The sequence below is a fragment of the Sphingomonas sp. URJC2 genome, from assembly GCF_059803575.1.
The window spans coordinates 15,087-35,517 of record NZ_JAPFGX010000028.1 but is presented as its reverse complement, the minus strand read 5'-3'; the positions used below and the strand labels follow the sequence as shown (position 1 = coordinate 35,517).

Annotated in this window: 20 protein-coding genes; 12 read left to right on the top strand and 8 right to left on the bottom strand. The window is 69.3% G+C overall.

Annotated features, from left to right (window positions below; translation table 11 throughout):
• Positions 1–133: 133 nt before the first annotated feature.
• Positions 134–2,149 (bottom strand): threonine--tRNA ligase, encoded by a 2,016-nt coding sequence (gene thrS, locus OPU66_RS10820; protein WP_498553660.1) that lies wholly within the window; start codon positions 2,147–2,149, stop codon positions 134–136.
• A 233-nt stretch (positions 2,150–2,382) separates the two neighbouring features.
• Here thrS and OPU66_RS10815 point away from each other — a divergent pair, with 233 nt between their 5' ends.
• Genes OPU66_RS10815 through OPU66_RS10790 form a run of 6 tightly spaced genes read left to right on the top strand, consistent with a single transcriptional unit; the run spans position 2,383 to position 5,736 of the window.
• Positions 2,383–2,637 carry a DUF6356 family protein gene (locus OPU66_RS10815; protein ID WP_498553659.1) on the top strand — a complete coding sequence of 85 codons (255 nt, stop codon included), beginning with the start codon at positions 2,383–2,385 and terminating at the stop codon, positions 2,635–2,637.
• The gene (locus OPU66_RS10810) at positions 2,625–3,365 is read left to right on the top strand and encodes an alpha/beta fold hydrolase (RefSeq protein WP_498553658.1); all 741 of its coding nucleotides are present in this window, start codon (positions 2,625–2,627) and stop codon (positions 3,363–3,365) included. The genes OPU66_RS10815 and OPU66_RS10810 overlap by 13 nt, the downstream gene beginning before the upstream one ends.
• Before the next feature lie 6 nt (positions 3,366–3,371).
• Positions 3,372–4,088, top strand: a complete 717-nt coding sequence (locus OPU66_RS10805) for a hypothetical protein (RefSeq protein ID WP_498553657.1) — start codon at positions 3,372–3,374, stop codon at positions 4,086–4,088.
• Positions 4,085–4,516, top strand: coding sequence for a VOC family protein (locus OPU66_RS10800; RefSeq protein WP_160591413.1), 432 nt, complete (start codon positions 4,085–4,087; stop codon positions 4,514–4,516). Before OPU66_RS10805 ends, OPU66_RS10800 begins: the two co-directional genes overlap by 4 nt.
• A 4-nt stretch (positions 4,517–4,520) precedes the next feature.
• Positions 4,521–5,252 (top strand): hydroxyacylglutathione hydrolase, encoded by a 732-nt coding sequence (gene gloB, locus OPU66_RS10795; protein WP_498553656.1) that lies wholly within the window; start codon positions 4,521–4,523, stop codon positions 5,250–5,252.
• Positions 5,253–5,289: 37 nt separating this feature from the next.
• Positions 5,290–5,736, top strand: coding sequence for a hypothetical protein (locus tag OPU66_RS10790; protein ID WP_498553655.1), 447 nt, complete (start codon positions 5,290–5,292; stop codon positions 5,734–5,736).
• A gap of 177 nt (positions 5,737–5,913) precedes the next feature.
• On the opposite strand, the gene OPU66_RS10785 is transcribed toward OPU66_RS10790, so the two are convergent.
• Genes OPU66_RS10785 through OPU66_RS10775 form a run of 3 tightly spaced genes read right to left on the bottom strand, consistent with a single transcriptional unit; the run spans position 5,914 to position 10,585 of the window.
• On the bottom strand, positions 5,914–7,710 hold the full coding sequence (locus OPU66_RS10785; RefSeq protein WP_498553654.1) for an AMP-dependent synthetase/ligase: 1,797 nt from the start codon (positions 7,708–7,710) through the stop codon (positions 5,914–5,916).
• 59 nt (positions 7,711–7,769) lie between these two features.
• Positions 7,770–9,491 carry a gamma-glutamyltransferase family protein gene (locus tag OPU66_RS10780; RefSeq protein ID WP_498553653.1) on the bottom strand — a complete coding sequence of 574 codons (1,722 nt, stop codon included), beginning with the start codon at positions 9,489–9,491 and terminating at the stop codon, positions 7,770–7,772.
• 32 nt (positions 9,492–9,523) lie between these two features.
• On the bottom strand, positions 9,524–10,585 hold the full coding sequence (locus tag OPU66_RS10775) for a quinone-dependent dihydroorotate dehydrogenase (RefSeq protein WP_498553652.1): 1,062 nt from the start codon (positions 10,583–10,585) through the stop codon (positions 9,524–9,526).
• Between the two features lie 124 nt (positions 10,586–10,709).
• Between OPU66_RS10775 and OPU66_RS10770 the strand changes: the two genes are divergently transcribed.
• Entirely contained in the window at positions 10,710–12,974 is a 2,265-nt protein-coding gene (locus OPU66_RS10770; RefSeq protein WP_498553651.1) for an NADP-dependent malic enzyme, read from the top strand.
• A gap of 173 nt (positions 12,975–13,147) precedes the next feature.
• Here OPU66_RS10770 and OPU66_RS10765 read toward each other — a convergent pair whose 3' ends face one another.
• Positions 13,148–13,636: an outer membrane protein assembly factor BamE gene (locus tag OPU66_RS10765; RefSeq protein WP_498553650.1), complete on the bottom strand. Its 489-nt coding sequence runs from the start codon at positions 13,634–13,636 to the stop codon at positions 13,148–13,150.
• 109 nt (positions 13,637–13,745) lie between these two features.
• Here OPU66_RS10765 and OPU66_RS10760 point away from each other — a divergent pair, with 109 nt between their 5' ends.
• The 3 genes from OPU66_RS10760 to OPU66_RS10750 are packed head-to-tail and all read left to right on the top strand — an operon-like array spanning position 13,746 to position 15,822.
• Positions 13,746–14,258: a ubiquinol-cytochrome C chaperone family protein gene (locus tag OPU66_RS10760; RefSeq protein ID WP_498553649.1), complete on the top strand. Its 513-nt coding sequence runs from the start codon at positions 13,746–13,748 to the stop codon at positions 14,256–14,258.
• Positions 14,255–14,788 carry a YceD family protein gene (locus tag OPU66_RS10755; RefSeq protein WP_498553648.1) on the top strand — a complete coding sequence of 178 codons (534 nt, stop codon included), beginning with the start codon at positions 14,255–14,257 and terminating at the stop codon, positions 14,786–14,788. The genes OPU66_RS10760 and OPU66_RS10755 overlap by 4 nt, the downstream gene beginning before the upstream one ends.
• 56 nt (positions 14,789–14,844) lie before the next feature.
• Entirely contained in the window at positions 14,845–15,822 is a 978-nt protein-coding gene (locus OPU66_RS10750; RefSeq protein WP_498553647.1) for an alpha/beta fold hydrolase, read from the top strand.
• A gap of 53 nt (positions 15,823–15,875) precedes the next feature.
• Here the strand turns inward: OPU66_RS10750 and OPU66_RS10745 are convergent, their stop codons facing one another.
• From OPU66_RS10745 to OPU66_RS10735, 3 genes are all read right to left on the bottom strand, one after another.
• A complete protein-coding gene (locus OPU66_RS10745) occupies positions 15,876–16,676 on the bottom strand; it encodes a universal stress protein (protein ID WP_498553646.1) in 801 nt (266 codons plus the stop codon).
• A gap of 127 nt (positions 16,677–16,803) precedes the next feature.
• Entirely contained in the window at positions 16,804–18,105 is a 1,302-nt protein-coding gene (locus OPU66_RS10740) for an acetyl-CoA hydrolase/transferase family protein (protein ID WP_498553645.1), read from the bottom strand.
• Positions 18,102–18,473 (bottom strand): hypothetical protein, encoded by a 372-nt coding sequence (locus OPU66_RS10735; protein ID WP_498553644.1) that lies wholly within the window; start codon positions 18,471–18,473, stop codon positions 18,102–18,104. The genes OPU66_RS10740 and OPU66_RS10735 overlap by 4 nt, the downstream gene beginning before the upstream one ends.
• Before the next feature lie 77 nt (positions 18,474–18,550).
• Here OPU66_RS10735 and OPU66_RS10730 point away from each other — a divergent pair, with 77 nt between their 5' ends.
• Positions 18,551–19,690: a sensor histidine kinase gene (locus OPU66_RS10730; RefSeq protein WP_498553643.1), complete on the top strand. Its 1,140-nt coding sequence runs from the start codon at positions 18,551–18,553 to the stop codon at positions 19,688–19,690.
• Positions 19,683–20,342 (top strand): response regulator transcription factor, encoded by a 660-nt coding sequence (locus OPU66_RS10725; protein WP_498553642.1) that lies wholly within the window; start codon positions 19,683–19,685, stop codon positions 20,340–20,342. The genes OPU66_RS10730 and OPU66_RS10725 overlap by 8 nt, the downstream gene beginning before the upstream one ends.
• Positions 20,343–20,431 lie beyond the last annotated feature (89 nt).

Here is a 20,431-nt window from a genome sequence, read left to right as displayed (position 1 = left end):
ACTGCCCCAACCTAATGGTTCGGGGCGTGCATTGAAAGCGGCTTTACCGGGCCGGGGTGTTGTTTGTGGCGGGCCGGTGCCGCTCTTCCCAGCTAACAAATCCCGGTGCCGTTCTTCCCAATCACAAACACCCTCAACGCAGATCCGGTGCCAGCGCCTCCGCCGCCAGCCGTGCCGCGACGGCGTCGAGCGACAGCACCTCCTGCCGCGCATCCGCCCCCAGCGGGCGCAGCGCGACCATGCCCTCTTCGGCCTCGCGCTTGCCGATCACGAGCAAATAGGGCGTCTTGGCCAGGCTGTGCTCGCGCACCTTATAGTTGATCTTCTCGTTGCGCAGATCGGCCTCGACGCGCAGCCCCAGCGCCTTCAGCCGCTCGACCACGGCGCGGGCATATTCGTCGGCGTCGGACACGATCGTCGCCACCACCGCCTGCACCGGCGCGAGCCACAGCGGGAAGCGCCCGGCATAATGTTCGATCAGGATGCCGATGAACCGTTCATAGGACCCGAAGATCGCCCGGTGCAGCATCACCGGCCGGTGACGCTCGCCATCCTCGCCGACATAGGACGCATCGAGCCGGTCGGGCAGCACCCGGTCCGACTGGATGGTGCCGACCTGCCAGGTGCGGCCGATGGCGTCGGTCAGGTGCCATTCCAGCTTGGGGGCATAGAATGCGCCCTCGCCCGGCAGCTCTTCCCAGCCATATTCGGGCGTCGCCAGCCCGGCGGCGGCCACGGCGTTGCGCAGCTCCGCCTCGGCCTTGTCCCACATCTCGTCGGTGCCGAAGCGCTTTTCGGGGCGCAGCGCCAGCTTGATCGAATAGGTGAAGCCGAAATCCTTGTAGATCCGGTCGGCAAGGGCGCAGAATGCCCGCACCTCCTCGACGATCTGATCCTCGCGGCAGAAGATGTGCGCATCGTCCTGGGTGAACTGGCGCACCCGCATCAGCCCGTGCAGCGCGCCATGCGGCTCGTTGCGGTGGCAGCAGCCATTTTCATACAGGCGCAGCGGCAGATCGCGATAGGATTTGATGCCCTGGCGGAAGATCAGCACATGCGCCGGGCAGTTCATCGGCTTGAGCGCCATCCAGTCGGCATCGGCCGACACGATCGGGCCGTCATCATCGACGTTGGGCACCTCGTCGGGGATGACGAACATGTTTTCCCGATATTTGCCCCAATGGCCGGACTGTTCCCATTGCCGGGCGTCCATCACCTGCGGCGTCTTGACCTCGCGATAGCCCGCGCCGTCGATCGCGCGGCGCATATAGGCCTCGAGCGCGCGCCAGATCACATAGCCGCGCGGATGCCAGAACACCGAACCATGCGCCTCGGCCTGAAGATGGAACAGGTCCATGTCCTGCCCCAGCCGGCGATGGTCGCGCTTGGCCGCTTCCTCCAGCCGGGTCAGATGCTGGTCGAGCTGCTTCTTGTTCAGCCAGCCGGTGCCATAGATGCGCGTCAGCTGGGCATTGCGCTGGTCGCCGCGCCAATAGGCCCCGGCGACGCGCATCAGCTTGAACGCCTGCGGATCGAGCCGGCCGGTCGAGGGCAGATGCGGCCCCCGGCACATGTCGAGCCACGCCCCCGGCGCGCCCGGCTGGCCCGACCAATAGACGGTCAGTTCCTCGCCCTCGGGCAGTTCGCGCGCCCATTCGGCCTTGAAGCGTTCGCCCTCGGCCTCCCATTTGTCGATCAGCCGCTGGCGGCTCCACACTTCGCGGACCAGCGGCTTGTCGGCGCGGATGATCTCGCGCATTTTCTCCTCGATCGCCGGCAGGTCGTCCATCGAGAAGGGCGGCCGCGACGCCGGGGCCATCACGTCATAGTAGAACCCGTCCTCGGTCGCCGGACCGAAGGTGATCTGCGTGCCCGGATACAGCGCCTGCACCGCCTCGGCGAGCACATGGGCGTAATCATGGCGCACCAGCTCGAGCGCGTCGGCCTCGTCGCGGGCGGTGATCAGCGCCAGATCGGCATCGCCGTCAATCGGCCGGCCAAGATCGCGCAGCTCGCCATCGACCCGCGCCGCCAGCGCCGCCTTGGCAAGGCCGGGACCGATGGCAGCGGCAATGTCGGCCGCGCTGGTGCCCGCCGGCACGTCGCGCGCGGAACCATCGGGCAGGGTGATGCGGATCATCTGGGACATGGCCTTCCCATAGCGGCTGGCGCAACGGGGACAAGAGACGGAAATGGATGCGGTCGCACCTTGCCCGCGCGGCGGCACTGAGACAGGTTGCCCGGCGAAACGGTTCAAGCCGCCGCCGCTTGACCCCGCGATCGACGCGCTGTTTCCCCGCCGCGCCGGCTAACCGGCTGGGATTTGGCGGCCCGCCTGTGCTAGACGCGCTTCACCAGCCAGTCGAGAAGGACGCACCCGCGATGTTCAACCGCCTGTTCCGCGATCATCCCCGTCAGGTGGGCGAGAGCTATGCCGAACATTTCGCCGCCGCGGGCGGTTTCGGCGTGCGGATGGTGGCCGGAGGCGTGGCGTGCATGATCCATGCGCTGGTGCCGGCGCTGTTCGTGACCACTGGCAGCGGCACGGTGAAGCGGCTTTACGACCAGATGGTCGCCAAGCGCGATGCCAAGCGCCGCGCCAATATCGAAATGCTGTCGATCGAATGGGTGATCTGACCGCACCCGCGCGGCTGGAGCGGCCGGGCCGCCCGGCCCTCGCCTTCCGCCACCGGCCGGGTGCTGGCCCGACGATATTGTTCCTGCCCGGCTATGCCAGCGACATGGCCGGCACCAAGGCGGTCGCGCTCGACGCCTGGGCGGCGCGGCACGGCCGGGCGATGCTGCGCTTCGACTATGCCGGCTGCGGCGACAGCGCCGGGCGGTTCGAGGACGAGACCCTGGCCAGCTGGCGCGACGATGCGCTGGCGATGATCGACCATGTGACCGGGCCGCTGATTCTGGTCGGATCGTCGATGGGCGGCTGGATCGCGCTGCTGGCGGCGCTCGCCCGGCCCGAGCGGGTGGCCGGGCTGGTCGGCATCGCCGCCGCGCCCGATTTCACCCAATGGGGCTATGACGCCGCGCAAAAGGCGCAGATCATCGCCGAAGGGCGGATCGCAAGGCCATCCGATTATGGCGCGCCGCTGGTCACCACCCGCGCCTTTTTCGAGGCCGGTCAGTCGCTGCGGCTGCTGGATGGCGAGATTGCACTCGATTGTCCGGTGCGGCTGATCCAGGGTCAGGCCGATCCGGATGTGCCATGGCAGATCGCACTTGATCTGGCGGCGCGCCTGCGTTCATCTCTGGTTCGGATAATGTTGATCAAAGATGGAGATCACCGGCTGTCGCGGCCGCAGGACCTTTCCCTGATCGAAGCGGCGGTCGCAGAACTGACCGGGGACTGAGCGCAGATGCTCATGATGCTGATCGCTGCCGAAGCATCCTGCCTTGATGCAGTGCGTGCCGATCCGGTGCGCGCGGCGCAGATCGCCAATGCCTGGCATCTGAAGGGCGGCGGCGTGCTGGCGCGCCAGTGCCTGGCCTTTGCCTATCTGGCGCAGCAGCGCTGGCCGTCGGCAGCGACCGCGTTCGAACAGGCGGCACGCGAGGCGGAGGGGGCGCGCGACGACGCGGTTGCCGTCAATCTGTGGGTGCAGGCGGGCAATGCGCGGCTGGCGGGCGGCGAATATGCGGCCGCGCGCCTCGCGCTCGACAAGGCGCTCAGCTCGCCCGAACTGGCCGGCATGGCGCGCGGCGAGGCGCGGCTGGACCGGGCGCGCGCCAATGTCGGGCTGGACGCGCTGACCGAAGCGCGCGCCGATCTCGACGAGGCGCTGAAGCTTGCCCCCGACGATCCGCTCGCCTGGCTGTTGTCGGCGACGCTTGCCCGGCGGATGGGCGATCTCGACCGCGCCCGCGCCGATATCGCGACCGCAGGCAGCCGCGCGCCCGATGATGCGATGGTCGCGCTCGAGGCCGGGCAGATCGCGCTGGCCGCGGGCGCACCCGCCGCCGCCCGGCTGGCGTTCGAAGCCGCGATCAAGGTGCAGCCGAACAGCGATGCCGCCGCGATGGCGCAGGCGGCGCTTGACCGATTGCCCCCGCAGGGCCAGCCAGAGGCACCATGAAATATCTCCACACGATGATCCGCGTGTCCGATCCGGACGCGACCGTCCGCTTCTTCCAGCTGCTCGGGCTTGAAGAGGTGCGCCGCTTCGACAGCGAACAGGGGCGTTTCACCCTGATCTTCCTTGCCGCCCCCGGCCAGGCCGGGGTGGCAGAGGTCGAGCTGACCTATAACTGGCCGGCCGAGGATGGCAGCGCCGAAACCTATACCGGCGGGCGCAATTTCGGCCATCTCGCCTACCGCGTCGACAATATTTACGACACCTGCCAGCGGCTGATGGACGCCGGGGTGACGATCAACCGGCCGCCGCGCGACGGCCATATGGCGTTCGTGAAGACGCCCGACGGCATTTCGGTCGAGCTGCTGCAGGACGGCTATCTGCCCCCGGCCGAGCCCTGGGCGTCGATGCCCAATACCGGCAGCTGGTAATCCGATGGGCCTCGAGATCATCGCCGTGCCGGTGCTGTCGGACAATTATGTCTGGCTGGCGCATGATCCGGCCTCGGGCGACACGGCGGTGATCGACCCGGCGGTGGCAGACCCGGTGCTGGAGGCCGCCGCCGCGCGCGGCTGGACGATCGGCCAGATCTGGAACACCCACTGGCACCCCGATCATGTCGGCGGCAATCTGGCGATCCGGAACGCGACCGGCTGCACGATCACCGGCCCGGCCGGCGAGGCCGACCGCATCCCCGGCATCGCCCGCGCGGTGACGGGCGGTCACCATGTCCGCCTTGGCGCGTTCACGGCCGAGGTGATCGACGTTCCCGCCCATACGGCCGGGCACATCGCCTATCACCTGCCGGCGGCGCAGGCGGCCTTTGTCGGCGACACGCTGTTCGCCATGGGCTGCGGCCGGCTGTTCGAAGGCACGGCCGCGCAGATGTTCGCCAATATGCAGCGCCTGTCCGCCCTGCCCGGGGAAACGCGGGTATATTGCGCGCACGAATACACGCTCGGCAATGCCCGGTTCGCGGTGACGGCCGAGCCGGACAATGCCGAGATCGCCGCACGGTTGCAGGAGGTGATCGCCGCGCGCGCGGCGGGCCAAGCGACCGTGCCGACGACCATTGCCCGCGAACGCGCGACCAATCCGTTCATGCGCGCCCGCGACGCGGAGGAGCTGGCGGCGCGGCGTGCGGCCAAGGACAGTTTTACCGGTTGAGTTGTGCGTATGGAGTGTTGAGCCAGAGGAGAGAGCGATGACAAAGGGTATCGGAATGACGGCCAAAGCCGCGCTCGCGGTGATGGCCGGTGTCGCGGCGCTGGGCGCATCGACGATGGCGCAAGGAGATGCGGGCGGGCGCAGGGAGCGGCCGGTCCATCCGCGCGATGCCAAGGTCGAGGCGCAGTGGCTGGCGGGCAAGGTGGCTGGCAACCCGGTCGACTGCATCTCGCTGACCGAGGCGCGCAGCAGCCGCAATATCGGCGACCGCACCATCCTTTACCGGGTCAACAACAAGCTCATCTATCGCAACGACCCGCCGGGCGGCTGCCCGGGCCTCGCCCCCGGCTCTACGGTGATCAGCCAGACGCCGACCACCCGGCTGTGCCGCGGCGACATCCTGACGGTGCGCGACATGGTCGCCGGGTTCAACAGCGGCAGCTGCACGCTCGGCGCATTCGTGCCCTATCGCACGCCGGGCTGAGGGGTGTTTGCCGCGAGTCTTTTGCTTGGTCGCGGCACCGGCCAGATCCCCCACCCGGCCTCCCAACGGCAGGTTACGCTATGGGAGGCCGGGTTGGGGCGCGGGCCGGTGCCGCCCTTCCCAAAAAAAACTCCCGGCGCCGTTCTTCCCGATCAACGAACTCCGGTCCCCAGCCCCTCAGCCCCGGTACAGCGCGTCCAGCCTGTCGCCATAGGCCTGTTTCAGCACGTGGCGGCGGATCTTCATCGACGGGGTGAGCTGTTCATTCTCGATCGAGAAGGGCGCGTCGGCGACGATGATCCGGCGCACCTTTTCGATCACCGACAGGTCGCGATTGACCCGGTCGACCGCCGCCATCAGCGCATGGCGATAGGCGGGATTGTCGGACAGCGCTGAAAAATCGCATTTATAGTCGTTGGCGACCGCCCATTCCGCCGTCCATTCGGGATCTGGCACGATCACGCCGACCAGATAGGGCCGCCGGTCGCCATAGACCATCGCCTGCAGGATCTCGGGCTGCAGGGTCAGCATCCCCTCGACCTTTTGCGGCGAGACATTGTCGCCCTTGTCGTTGACGATCAGATCCTTTTTGCGGTCGGTGATGACGATCCGCCCGGCGGCGTCCAGATGGCCGATATCGCCGGTGTGCAGCCAGCCATCCTTGAGCACCCGCGCCGTCTCGGCATCATTGCGCCAATAGCCGTGCATGACGAGTTCGCCCCGGCACAGGATCTCGCCATCCTCGGCGATCCGCACCTCGACCTTGGTCAGCGGCGGGCCGACCGTGTGCATCGCCAGCCCCGCCTTGGGCCGGTTGCAGCTGATCACCGGCCCGCTCTCGGTCTGGCCATAGCCTTGCAGCAGGGTGATGCCGAGCGCGTGGAAAAACACGCCGATTTCGGGGTTGAGGGGCGCGCCGCCCGACACCAAGGCCTTGATGCGGCCGCCGAACTTCGCCTGCACCTTGGGCCGGAACAGCCGGCCGAGCAGCAGGTCCATCGGCCGGTCCCAGATCGGAATCCCGCCGGCCAGATCCTTGGCCCCCAGCGCGAGCGCGCGGCGCAGCAGCTGCGGTGCCAGCCCGCCCTGCTTGTCGATATTCTTGACGATGCGCTGGCGCAGCACCTCGAACAGCCGCGGCACGACGACCATGATCGTCGGCCGCACCTCCTCGATATTGGCCGCGAGCTTTTCGAGGCTCTCGGCATAATAGATCTGCCCGCCAAGGCCGATGGGCAGGAACTGGCCGCCGCTATGTTCATAGGCGTGGGACAAAGGCAGGAAGGACAGGAACACCTCGTCCCCCCAGCCGAAATCCTCGCTGATGATGTCGATACAGCCCTCGACATTGAGCAGGATCGCGCCGTGATGCTGGCACACGCCGCGCGGCGCGCCGCCCGTGCCGCTGGTGTAGATGATGCAGGCGGTGTCGCCGCGCGCCATCGTTGCCGCCACCCGCGCCGCGCGGCCGGCGACATCGGGCGTCTCGGCGGCGATCAGCGCGTCCCACAGGTGAAACTCCTGCGCGCCGGCCTGGGCCGGGCGCAGCGGCTCGATCGAGATCACATGCCGCGCAGTGTCGGACCGCAGCACCGCGGGCAGCAGCGCGCGCGCCAGCTTGTCGCTCGACACGATGACGGCGGCGGCCCCGCTATTGTCGAGAATGTGCTGGTGGTCGCGCTCGGTGTTGGTCGTATAGGTCGGCACGGTCACGCATCCCGCCGCCATGATCGCCAGATCGGCGATGCACCATTCGGGCCGGTTTTCCGACACCAGCATCACCCGGTCGCCGGGCTTCAGCCCCAGCCGTTCCAACGCCTGGGCGAGCGCGGTCACGCGCCGCGCGGCCTCGGCCCAGCTGATCGAATGCCATGTCCCGCCGCGTCGCGCCCACAGGAACGGTGCCTCGCCGCGCTCGTCCGCGCGGGTGTAGAACATCGTCACCAGATTGGGGAATTGCTCGAACTGCCGCATCCGATCCTCCTGCCCGCGGCGCAGTCTCGTGGCTGCGCCCTGTTTTGTCGTCGTTGTCGTTACTGTTTGAAGGCCGCGCCTTCGCTGCGCCGGTCGGCGGCCCCGCTCCACGCTCCGTCGCGCCATTCGGCGGCATTGCCCTTGAGCGGCAGCGTGCGCGCGACCGGACGATGGCCGAGCGCGGCAAGCGCCGGGGCCAGCGGCTCGAGCGCGCTGCCCTGTTCGATCACCAGCGTGTCGCCGGTAGCATAGAGTTGCGGCGCGGCAATCGCAGCCTCGGCGGTCATGCCCCAGTCGAGCACGGCGATGATCGCCTTGGCCACCTGGGCGATGATCGTCGATCCGCCCGCCGCGCCGAGCGCCAGCCGGACATGGCCGTCGGGGCCATAGACGATCATCGGCGCCATCGAGCTGCGCGGCCTTTTGCCCGGCTCCACCCGGTTGGCGACGCGGCGGCCATCCTTTTCGGGCACGAAGCTGAAATCGGTCAGCTCGTTGTTGAGGTAAAAGCCCGCCGCGGTCAGGCCCGAGCCGAACGGCCCCTCGATGGTCGAGGTGAGGGTGGCGACATTGCCCCTGCCATCGACCGCGACCATGTGCGACGTCGATGCCGGTTCGGGCGCGGGGGCGCGCATCACCTCGCTTGCGCCGGGCGGCGTTCCGGCCGGGGCATCGGCCATCCGCCGGTCGGGCGCGATCAGCGCGCTGCGTTCGGCCAGATAGGCGGCATCGATCAGCCCGGCGACGGGCACGGCGACGAAATCCGGGTCGGCGACATGCGCGTCGCGGTCGGCATAAGCGAGGCGCATCGATTCGGCGATCAGGTGCCAGGCGCGCGGATCGCCCGGACCCATCGCCTTCAGGTCGAACCGTTCGAGCTGCTTCAGGATCTGGATGACGGCAATCGGGCCGGAGGCCGGCGGCCCCATGCCGCAGATGCGGTGGGCGCGATAGGTGGCGCACGGCACCGGGCGCTCGCGCGCCGCATAGCTGGCGAGATCGCCCCCGGTCATGCGTTGCGGATTGCGCGGCGCGCCGGTGACCGCCGCGACAATCGCGCGCGCGGGCGGCCCGGCATAGAAATGATCCGGCCCGAACCGGGCAATCGCGGCGAGTGTGTCGGCCAGCACCGGGTTGCGGATCAGCGTGCCGGCCGGGTGCGGCTGACCGGCGGCGTCGAAGAACAGGTCGCGGCCAAAGGGGGTGAACCCCGCCCCGCGCCCGCGATTGACCAGAAACTCGTGCAGCCGCGGCGTGATGCGGAACCCGTCGCGCGCCAATGCAATCGCCGGGGCGAACAGCGCCCGCCAGGGCAGCCGGCCATGACGCTGATGGGCAAGCGCGAACATGCGGATATTGCCCGGCACGCCCACGCTGCGCCCGCCCGGCACCGCATCGCCCCCCGACAGCGGCCGGCCATCGGGGCCGAGGAACAGGTCCGGCCCGGCGGCCAGCGGCGCGGTCTCGCGCCCGTCAAAGCCGCTCAGCCGCCCGGTCCGGGCATCGTGATGGACCAGGAACCCGCCCCCGCCAATGCCCGAGCTTTGCGGCTCGACCACGGTCAGCGCCAGCGCGATGGCAATTGCCGCATCGGCGGCGCTGCCGCCCTTGGCCAGGATCTGCCGCCCGGCATCGGCCGCACGCGGATCGGCGGCCGACACCACCCCGCCTGCAACCGGGGTGCGGGCAGCGACAGGCCGGGCGGCAAACGGCCCGGCGGCAAAGGGCTGGGCGACCGCGACCAGCGCGGCAAGAGCGAGAGCAAGGGGGCGGCTGAACATCGCTCGCGACACTATCGGGCTTTCAGCCAAGCTCAAGCGGCCGCGACCGGCGCATCGACGCCCACCGCTTCGGCGACATTGGCAAAGCCGTCGCGCCGCAGCCGTTCGGCCAGCCCGCGCGCGATCCGCCGCGCCAGCCCCGGCCCGTCATAGACCAGCGCCGAATAAAGCTGGACCAGGCTCGCCCCGGCGCGGATGCGGCGATAGGCCTCGTCCGCGCTGCCGATCCCGCCGGCGGCGACCAGCGGCAGCTTGCCCCCGGTCGCGGCGCGGAACGCGCTGAGCGCGGCGCAGGCAATCGGGGCGAGCGGCGCACCCGACAGCCCGCCCTGTTCACCGGCATGAGCAGAGGCGAGCGGCGGCCGCTGGACAGTGGTGTTGGACACGATCAGCGCGCCCACCCCGGCCTCGATCGCCACCCGCGCAATCGCGTCGATCTCGTCGGGCGCAAGGTCGGGCGCGACCTTCAGGAACATCGGTGGCGATTCCCGCTCCGGCCGGCCGGCGAGCGCCGCCGTCACCCCGGCCAGCAGCTCGGCGAGCGCACCCGCCGCCTGCAAGGCGCGCAGGCCGGGCGTGTTGGGCGAGCTGATGTTGACGGTCAGATAATCGGCGACCGGGGCCATGGCGCGCGCGCCGGCCGCATAATCGGCGATCCGGTCGGCCGCATCCTTGTTGGCACCGATATTGACGCCGACCGGCCCGGCGCGGCGGCGGAACGCGCTGAGCCGCGCCAGCGCCGCATCCTGCCCCTTGTTGTTGAAGCCCATGCGGTTGATGACCGCGCGGTCCTCGGCGAGGCGGAACAGGCGCGGGCGCGGATTGCCCGCCTGGGGCAGCGGGGTGAGCGTCCCCACCTCGACAAAGCCGAAGCCGAGCGCGAGCAGCCGCGCCGGCACCTCGGCATCCTTGTCGAACCCTGCCGCCAGCCCGACGGGATTGGGGAAATCCAGCCCCGCGACCCGGCAGGCCAGCACCGGATCGCGCTCCGGCCGGCCGCCAAGCGGCGCAAGGCGGAGCGCCGCGATGGTCAGCCGGTGCGCGGTTTCGGCATCGAGCGCATGGATGGCGGGGCGGAGCAGCGGATAAAGCATCGCCCCCGCACTAGGGCGATGTCGCCGGGCTGGAAACCCTTTCGGCATCGTCCTAGGGAGCCTTTGAGGGTCCCGGCGCGCAGCCAATGCCGCCAAAGCCGTAGCGAGAACAGCGGAGGAAAGAATGAGCGAAGGCGCCAATGTCCAGTTTTCGGAGCGCGAGGCGCTGCTGTTCCACGCATCGGGCCGGCCGGGAAAGCTGGAAATCATCGCGTCCAAGCCGATGGCGACGCAGCGCGACCTGAGCCTTGCCTATTCCCCCGGCGTCGCCGTGCCGGTGCGCGCCATCGCCGCCGATCCGGCGACCGCCTATGATTATACGGCCAAAGGCAATCTGGTCGCCGTGATTTCCAACGGCACCGCGATCCTCGGCCTCGGCAATCTGGGCGCGCTTGCGTCGAAGCCGGTGATGGAAGGCAAGGCGGTGCTGTTCAAGCGCTTCGCCGATGTCGACGCCATCGACCTTGAAGTCGCGACCGAGGATGTCGACCAGTTCATCAACGCGGTCGCGCTGCTCGAGCCGAGCTTTGGCGGCATCAATCTGGAAGACATCGCCGCCCCGGCCTGTTTCGTGATCGAACAGGCGCTGCGCGAGCGGATGAACATTCCGGTGTTCCATGACGACCAGCATGGCACGGCGATCATCACCGCCGCCGGGCTGATCAATGCCTGCCTGCTCACCGGCCGCGAGCTGCGCGACGTCAAGGTGGTGGTGAACGGTGCCGGGGCCGCGGCCATCGCCTGCACCGAACTGATCAAGGCGATGGGCGTATCGCCCGACAATGTCATCATGTGCGACCGGCAGGGCGTGATCTATCAGGGCCGCACCGAGGGCATGGACCAGTGGAAATCGGCCCATGCCGCGCGCACCGACCGCCGCACCCTGACCGAAGCGCTGGAAGGCGCGGACATTTTCCTCGGCCTGTCGGCGGCGCGCGCACTCGCGCCCGAAATGGTGATGAAAATGGCCCCCCGGCCGATCATCTTCGCGATGGCCAATCCCGATCCGGAAATCACTCCGCCCGAGGCCAAGGCCGCGCGCCCCGACGCCATCGTGGCGACCGGCCGGTCGGATTATCCCAATCAGGTCAACAATGTGCTCGGCTTCCCGTTCATCTTTCGCGGCGCGCTCGACGTGCGCGCGACGACGATCAATGACGAGATGAAGATCGCCGCCGCCCATGCCCTGGCCGAACTGGCGCGCCAGCAGGTGCCCGAAGAGGTCGCCGCCGCCTATGGCGGGCGCACCCACAGTTTCGGGCCGGACTATATCATCCCCGCCCCGTTCGATCCCCGGCTGATGGAGGTGGTGCCGGCCGCCGTCGCGCGCGCGGCGATGGATTCGGGCGTCGCGACGCGGCCGATCCTCGACCTGCAGGGCTATCGCGACACGCTGAAGGCGCGGCTCAACCCGACGACCTCGGTGCTCACCCTCGCCTATGAAGCCGCCCGCGCCCAGCCCAAGCGGGTGCTGTTCGCCGAGGGCGAGGAGGAAGTGGTGCTGCGCGCGGCGATTCAGGTGCTGGAGGGCGGCTATGGCGTCCCCGTGCTGGTCGGGCGCGACGATGTCCGCGCCCGGCTGGCCGCGCTCGGCTATGCCGATGCCGACCGGATCGAGCTGCACAACAGCCGCACCTCGCCGCTCGTCCCGCAGATGGTCGACCGGCTCTATGCGCGGCTCCAGCGGCGCGGCTATCTGCGCCGCGAATGCGAGCGCATGGTCAATCAGGACCGCAATATCTTCGCCGCGCTGCTGCTCGACATGGGCGAGGCCGATGCGATGATCACCGGCGTCACCCGCACCTTTGCGCAGACGATGCGCGAGGTGCGCCGCGTGCTCGACCCGGTCGACCAGTCGATCGCGTTCGGCATCCATGTGCTGGTCGGCCAGTCGCACACGGTGTTCATGGCCGACACGACCGTCAACGAACGGCCCGAGGCGCATGAACTGGCCGACATCGCCGAACGCACCGCTGCCGTCGCGCGGCGCATGGGGCATGAACCGCGCGTCGCCTTTCTCAGCTATTCGACCTTCGGCAACCCGCCGGGTGCCTATCTGGACAATATCCGGGGGGCGGTGGCGCTGCTCGACCAGCGCGGCGTGGGCTTTGAATATGAAGGCGAAATGGCCCCGGACGTCGCGCTCAATCCGCGCGTGATGGCCAAATATCCGTTCAGCCGCCTGTCCGGCCCGGCCAATGTGCTGGTGATGCCGGGCCTGCAATCGGCCAATCTGTCGGCCAAGCTGCTGCGCGAACTGGGCGGCGATTCGATCATCGGCCCGATGCTCGTCGGCATGGAAAAGCAGGTGCAGATCGCCACCATGGGCTCGACCGCATCCGAACTGGTGACGCTCGCGGTGCTGGCGGCCAGCGGCATCGCACGCTGAGAGGCAGGCCGGGAAGGGGCTTGTCTGGTCGCGGCACCGGCCCGCGCCCCCACCCGGCCTCACGGGCGGCAGGTTACGCTATGGGAGGCCGGGTGGGGGTGCGGGCCGGTGCCGCCCGTGCGGCGCGAGCCGCACCACAAACAACCCGGTGCCGCGACCGGACAAGAACCCGCTTACGGCCCGCCGGTATTGTCGTTGGGCATCTGGCCCTGCCCGCCCGGCGCGCCAACGCGGCCGATATTGCCGAAAAACTCGGCAAAAAAGCCGCGTTCGCGGCCCAGCGTCGGTGTCTTGTCCTTGACCGGATCGATACGGGCGACCTGCTCGACACCGCTGCGCCCGACCGAGGCGACATTGCCATCGGCGTCGAAATGCACATGGAACAGCGTCTGGTCGGTCGCGCTGGGGCGGCTGAAGGCCAGCTGGCGCGTCTCGATGCCCAGATAATACCAGTCGCGATTGGCGAACTGGCCGACAAAGCTGGGCCGGCCGAGCACGCGCTGCACCGAATCGCGGTTGTCGACGCCCGGCTCGACCGTCGCGATCAGCTGGGTGTCGATCAGATAGCCCTGATGCCCCTTGATGCGGGTGCAGCCCGAGGCGCCAGCCGCGATGGCGAGGATCGCGACGCCGATGCGCAGGCGCCGCCCAAACACACTCATTCCTGTCTCCCGGACATGGCCGGCGCGGCCAAGCATTGCGCTTGCCGCCCTTGGCCTCAATATGCGGGGCGACGCCCCGGCACAAGGCAGCGGGGCCGATGGAGCCGCCATGTCCTTCCTTTCCCGCCTGTTCGGGTCCAACGACGCGCGCGAGGCGATGCGTCCGCTCTACAACGCCGTGGTCGCGGCCGGCCGCGAACCGCATTGGTATCGGCTGGGCGGCGTCGCCGACACGATCGACGGCCGGTTCGAAATGATCAGCGCGGTGCTGGCGCTGGTCTATGCCCGGCTGGAAGACGAGGCCGATCAGGCGCAGAACATCGCCTGGCTGACCGAGCTGTTCGTCGACGACATGGAAAGCCAGCTGCGCGAAATCGGCATTGGCGACATGGTGGTCGGCAAGCATATGGGCCGGATGATGGCGGCGCTGGGCGGCCGGATCGGGGCCTATCGCGACGGCATGGCGACCGGCGGGCTGGAGGCGGCGCTGGTCCGCAACCTGTATCGCGGGCAGGAACCGCCGGCTGCCGCCCTCACCCACACCGCCGACCGGCTGCGCACGCTGCGGCTGGCGCTTGACGGCATGGGTGCGGACCGGCTGGTCGCGGGAGAAATGCCGTGATCGCGCCCGAGTTTTCCCGGCCCGTCGAAGCATCGACCATCGGGGCCGAGCCGCGCACCATCGAGATCGTCGCCGGCGAGGATGAACGCCGCCGGCTGGCGGGCCGGTTCCGCCTGGCCGCGATCGGCCGGCTGGAGGCCGGGCTGCGCCTCGTCCGCCGGGGCGAGGCGATCCATGTCGACGGCACTGCATCGGGCGAGGCGGTGCAGCACTGTGTCGTCACCGGCGATCCGGTGCCGGCCACGCTCGAGGTGCCGGTTGCCGTGCGGTTCGTCGCCGGCACCCCCGACGCCGGGCCGGACGAGGAGGTGGAGCTGAGCGCCGAGGATCTCGACACGCTGCCCATCGAGGATGGCCGGATCGACCTGGGCGAGCTGGTGGCCGAAAGCTTTGCGCTCGCGCTCGATCCCTATCCGCGCGCGCCCCATGCCGATGCGGCGCTGGCGGCGGCGGTGCCGGACGGGGGCACGGGCGGCGGTGCCTTTGCCGCGCTCGCCGCGCTCAAGGGCCGGATTCCGCCCGCCGATTGACGCCCCCGCGCCCGCCCGGCCATGCTGATCGAAAATCGGGGGACGGGACGCGGGCGATGGACAGGCTGACAATCGACAATCACGGTGTGCGCCTGCACATGATCGCTGCTGGCCCCGAAAGCGGCGGGCCGCAGGATGCCGCGCGCCCCCCGATCCTGTGCGTCCATGGCTGGCCCGAACTGGCGCAGAGCTGGCACCACCAGATCGCCCATTTCGCGGCGCGCGGCCACCGGATCGCCGCCATCGACGTGCGCGGCTATGGCCGCAGCGACAAGCCGCACGACATTGCCGCCTATCGGCTGAGCGTGCTCGCCAGCGACGTGGCGGCGGCGATCGACCGGCTGGGCGGGCGCGCGATCCTGTTCGGCCATGACTGGGGGGCGCCGATTGTCTGGCACACCGCGCTGCGCCACCCGGAGCGGGTGATCGCGGTCGCGGGGCTGAGCGTCCCCTATGCGCCGATGGGTGACACCCCCTATCTGGCGCAGATGCGCGCCGTGCATGCCGGGCGGTTCTTCTACCAGCTCTATTTCCAGGACGAGGGCGTGGCCGAGGCGGAGCTGGGCGGCGATCCCGACGCGCTGCTCAAAATCTATTACGGCATTTCAGGCGCGGGCATGGCCGCCGGGGCGATGAAGCCCAAGCCCGAAGGCGCGACCTTTCTGGAGGGCATGCCCCTGCCCGACCGGATCCCCGACTGGCTGGGGCAGGACGAACTGGAGGCCGCCAAGGCTGCATTTGCCGCCGGCGGCTGGCGCGGCCCCCTCAACCGCTACCGCGCCCAGGATCTGGATTTCGACGAACGCGCCCCGGTCAAGGGCCGGCCGATCCCGCAGCCGGCCTGCTTCATCGGCGGCGCGCTCGATCCGGTGCGGCTGTTCGTGCCGGGCGTCGATCTCTATGCGCTCGCCGGCGCGCACTGCGCCGATTATCGCGGCACGACGATCATCGACGGTGCCGGCCACTGGGTGCAGCAGGAAGCGCCGGCCGCCACCAACGCCGCGCTCGAAGCGTTCGTCGCCGGGCTGGGCTGAACGACGGCCGGCCCGACCCGGCCGGCCGTTCCCTGCCCCGGCTGGCACATGCTTTAATGCGCGAGCAGCAGCGGCAGGCGGCTTTCGCTCAGCATGGTGCGGGTGACGCCGCCAAACAGCGCCTCGGCAATCGGGCGGTGCTTATAGGCCCCCATGACCAGATAATCGGCACCCCAGCGCGCCGCCTCGGCGGCCAGCGCGGCGGCGATGGTGCCGGGCGCGGCGAGGATCGCCGCCTCGACCGCCCGGCCATGGCGGGACAGATAGGCCGCCCCATCCTCGATCGGGATGCCGGCATCGCGCTCGCCGATCTGCACGATGCGCACCTCGGCGGCGGCGAGCAGCAATGGCAGCGCGCGCTGCACGGCGTTCATCGCCTGCGCCGAGCCGTCCCAGCCGATCAGCGCCCGCCCCAATGGCCGGAAGCCGCGCATGTCGTCGGGAACCGCCAGGACCAGCGCGTCGCAATCGGTGAGCACCTGGGTGGCGACGGCGCGCATGTCGGGGGCGGGAAACGCCTCCATCCGCCGGTTGAGCACGATCACATCCGCCGTCCCGGCGGCATCGACCAGCGACGCGCCCAGATCGCCGATCGATTCGCGCCATGACCAGCTGACATCCTCCTGCGCCAGCCGGCCTTCGAGCCGGGCGCGATTCTCGCCTTCGCGGGCGCGGGCCTCGTGCAGCAGCGACACCTCGCCAAAGCCGCCATAGACGCCGTCGACCATCGCCGGCATTTCGACGACACCGAGGCAGCTCAGATGGCCGCCCACCGCGCGCGCCAGATCGAGCGCCGCCTGCAGCCGCGCTTCCTGGCCGGCATCGTCATGCACCAGCAGCAGAATGTTCTTCATCGCCCATCCTCCTTCACAGCCGGCCGATCCGCCCCGGCAGCCGGAACCGGGGCAAGGCTAGGAAGGGCGGCCGCCGCATCATATCCGCAATGCTACGGACCGGCGAAGCGCTGTCGGGCGGCCCCGGTCAGGGGATCGCGCGGGCAAGCTCGTCGCGGAACCGGGGATGGGCGATGGCGACCAGCGCCTCGGCGCGCTGGCGCAGGCTTTTGCCGTCGAGATCGACCGCGCCATATTCGGTGACGATGGTCTGGGCATCGTTGCGCGGCGTCGTCACCGGCCCGGCAAGCGCGGGCACGATGCGCGACACGGTGCCGTCGCGCGCGGTGGACGGGCAGGCGATGATCGACCGCCCCCCGCGCGAGGCGCGCGCGCCGCGCACGAAATCGAGCTGGCCGCCCGCGCCGCTATACTGCCGGCCGAGCAGATGTTCGGAGTTGCACGCCCCCGACAGATCGACCTCGAGCGTCGCATTGACCGACACGACGCCGTCATTCTTGGCGATGTGGCGGGGATCGTTGACGATATCGACAGGCGCGGAATGAATCGACGGATTGTCGTCGAGAAAATCGTAAAAGGCCCGGTCCCCCATCGCAAAGGTGAACACGCTGCGCCCCTGAAAGGTCGTCTTGCGCCGGTTGGTGACCGCGCCCGCGGCGATCAGCGCCGCCAGCGCCGGGGTCATCAGCTCGGTATGGATGCCAAGGTCGCGCCGGTCGCCGAGCAGCGCGCACACCGCATTGGGCAGGCCACCAATCCCCATTTGCAGGCACGCGCCGTCATCGATCATGCCCGCGACGATATGGGCGATGGCCTGTTCCTCGGCCGAGGGCGGCGGAAAGGCCAGATCTGGCAGCGGCGTGTCGCCTTCGACGATCATGTCGACTTCCGACACGTGCAGCAGCGAATCGCCCAGCACGCGCGGCATGTTGGGATTGACCTCGACGATCAGCCGCCGCGCTGCGCGGGCGACGCGCGTCGCATAGTCATTGGCGGTGCCGAAGGTGAACCAGCCATGCCGGTCCATCGGCGACACGGTGACGATGAACGCATCGGGGCGCACATGATCGGCGAGCAGCCGGGGCGCGGCGCTGAACGCGGTCGGCACGAACTCGACCGGGCGGCGGCCCTCGGCCTCGCCCTTGCGGATCAGCGCGCGTTCGATCGCGGTCAGGAACATGCAGTGCGGCCGGATGCGGTCGAGCAGCTCATAGCGCAGCACCGTCTGCGCGGCATGGACGAGCGAATGGAAATACCAGAGGTTGAACCCGGCCAGCCCCCCGCTTTCGACCCGTGCGGCAAGCGCCGCCAGCAGCGCCGGCGGCTCGGCAATCGCCATGCCCATCACCACATTGGCCCCGGCGGCGATCCCGGCGACCGCCGCCTCCGCGCTCACCAGCCGCGACCGGTAATCGTCGGCGGCGCTCATTGCGCCATCTGGCCCTCGCACACCACGACCCGATAGGGCAGCTTTTCCCCGTCCGGCTCGGTGATCGTCACATATTCGCCGGGCTTCAGCCGGTGGGTTTCGAGGTGGAACAGATCCTCGTCATCGGCCTCGCCCAGCGCATAGCTGAACGCCCAGCCCCGTCCCTTGCGGACCAGATAGCCCGACCGGTCGCGCTCGTTCGGCCAGTGACGGCGCACCGTCGCCAGCGCGGGCTGGCGGCTGAGCGCGTCCTCGTCCAGCAGCCCCTCATTGTCGAGCGGCAGGTGCAGCAGATAGGCGCGGCTCGCCGACCCGTTGGGAAAACCGGGGGCGCGGGCGAGTTCGAGGCGGACGGTTTTCCAGCTCATGGCACGAAAGCTGCCCGAGCCGGCCGCCGGGCCGATATACGCATTGATACGGAGCGCGGATTTGGCGAGGAAAGCCCATGGCTTTTTCCAAGTCCTCCATGGCCCGGCTGTCGGATGCGCATCTGCGCTCGATCCTGTCGACCGTGCCCGATGCGATGGTGGTGATCGACTCCAGCGGCATCATCCAGTCGTTCAGCACCGCGGCCGAACGCATGTTCGGCTATGGCGAGGCCGAGGTGCTGGGCGAAAATGTCAGCATGCTCATGCCCTCGCCCGACCGCGAGCGGCACGACAGTTATATGCAGCATTACATGACGACCGGCGAACGGCGGATCATCGGCATCGGCCGGCTGACCACCGCGCGGCGGCGCGACGGCACCACCTTTCCGATCGAACTGGCGATCGGCGAGGCGCGCGCCGGCGAGGAACGGCTGTTCACCGGCTTCATCCGCGACCTGACCGAGCGCCAGCAGACGCAGCGCCGGCTGCAGGACCTGCAGGCAGAGCTGGGCCATGTCGGCCGGGTGAGCGCCATCGGCACGCTGGCCGCGGCGCTGGCGCACGAGTTGAACCAGCCGCTGTCGGCGATCTCGACCTATATGGAGGCGGCGCGCGACCTGCTCGACGACCCGACGCCCGACACGGTGGCGCTGATCCGCGAGGCGTTCACCGAAAGCGCGGCGCAGGCGATCCGCGCCGGGCAGATCGTCCGCCGGCTGCGCGATTTCATCGCCCGGGGCGAGGCGGAACGGCGGATCGAAAGCCTGAGGGTGCTGCTCAACGAAGCCAATGCGCTGGCGCTGGCCGGGGGCGGCGACCACGGCGTCGACGTGCTGGTGGAACTCGCCCCGGCAGCCGATCTGGTGCTGGTCGACCGCATCCAGGTGCAGCAGGTGTTCCTCAATCTGGTGCGCAACGCCATCGAGGCGATGGAGGGGGCCGAGGTCCGCAAGCTCGAGATCCGTGCCGAACCGGCGGCCGACGGCATGGTTCATATCAGCATCGCCGACAGCGGCCCCGGCCTGGCCCCCGCCATCGCCGCCAATCTGTTCGAACCCTTTCAAAGCACGAAGGAAAGCGGCATGGGACTGGGGCTGTCGATCTGCCGGACTCTGATCGAGGCACAGGGGGGACGGATCTGGGCGGAACCGTCGGCGCTGGGCGGCACGGCGTTTCATTTCACCCTGATCGCAGCCAATGGAGAGGCGCATGGCTGAACGGCACGTCTATGTGGTCGACGATGACGAGGCGATCCGCCGGTCGCTGAACTTCATGCTGCGCACCTCGGGGCACAAGGCGGAGCTGTTCACCTGTGGCGAGGATTTCCTGAAGGCGGGGCCGAAGCTCGCCCCCGGCTGCGTGCTGCTCGACATCCGCATGGACGGGATGGACGGGCTGCAGGTGCAGCAGGCGATGGCCGAACGCGGCATCGGCCTGCCGGTGATCGTGATGACCGGGCATGGCGACATTGCGCTCGCCGTCCGCGCGATGAAGGCCGGGGCAGTCGATTTCCTTGAAAAGCCGTTTGAAAAGGCCGTGGTGCTCGCCGCGCTCGACCAGGGGTTCGCCCGGATCGAGCGGTCGGACCTGAGGCGGCTGCGCGCCGACGAGGCCCGCACCCGGATCGAGGCGCTGACCCCGCGCGAACGCGACGTGCTGCGCGGGCTGGTCGAAGGGCTGCCGAACAAGTCGATCGCCTATGATCTGGGCATCAGCCCGCGCACCGTGGAGATCCACCGCGCCAATGTGATGCAGAAGCTGGCCGTCAAAAGCCTGTCCGAGGCGCTGCGCATCGCCTTTGCCGCCGAGCTGGGCGAACAGCGCGAGGGCGGCGAGGACGGCGAAGCGGGCGGCGACTCGGCGGGCTAGGCCATTTTGAAGCCGGGTTGGGCCACCCGGCGGCGCGGCCCGGCCGGATCATGCCCTAGGTAGCTTTCCGGGTCGCATCGCCCCCCCGA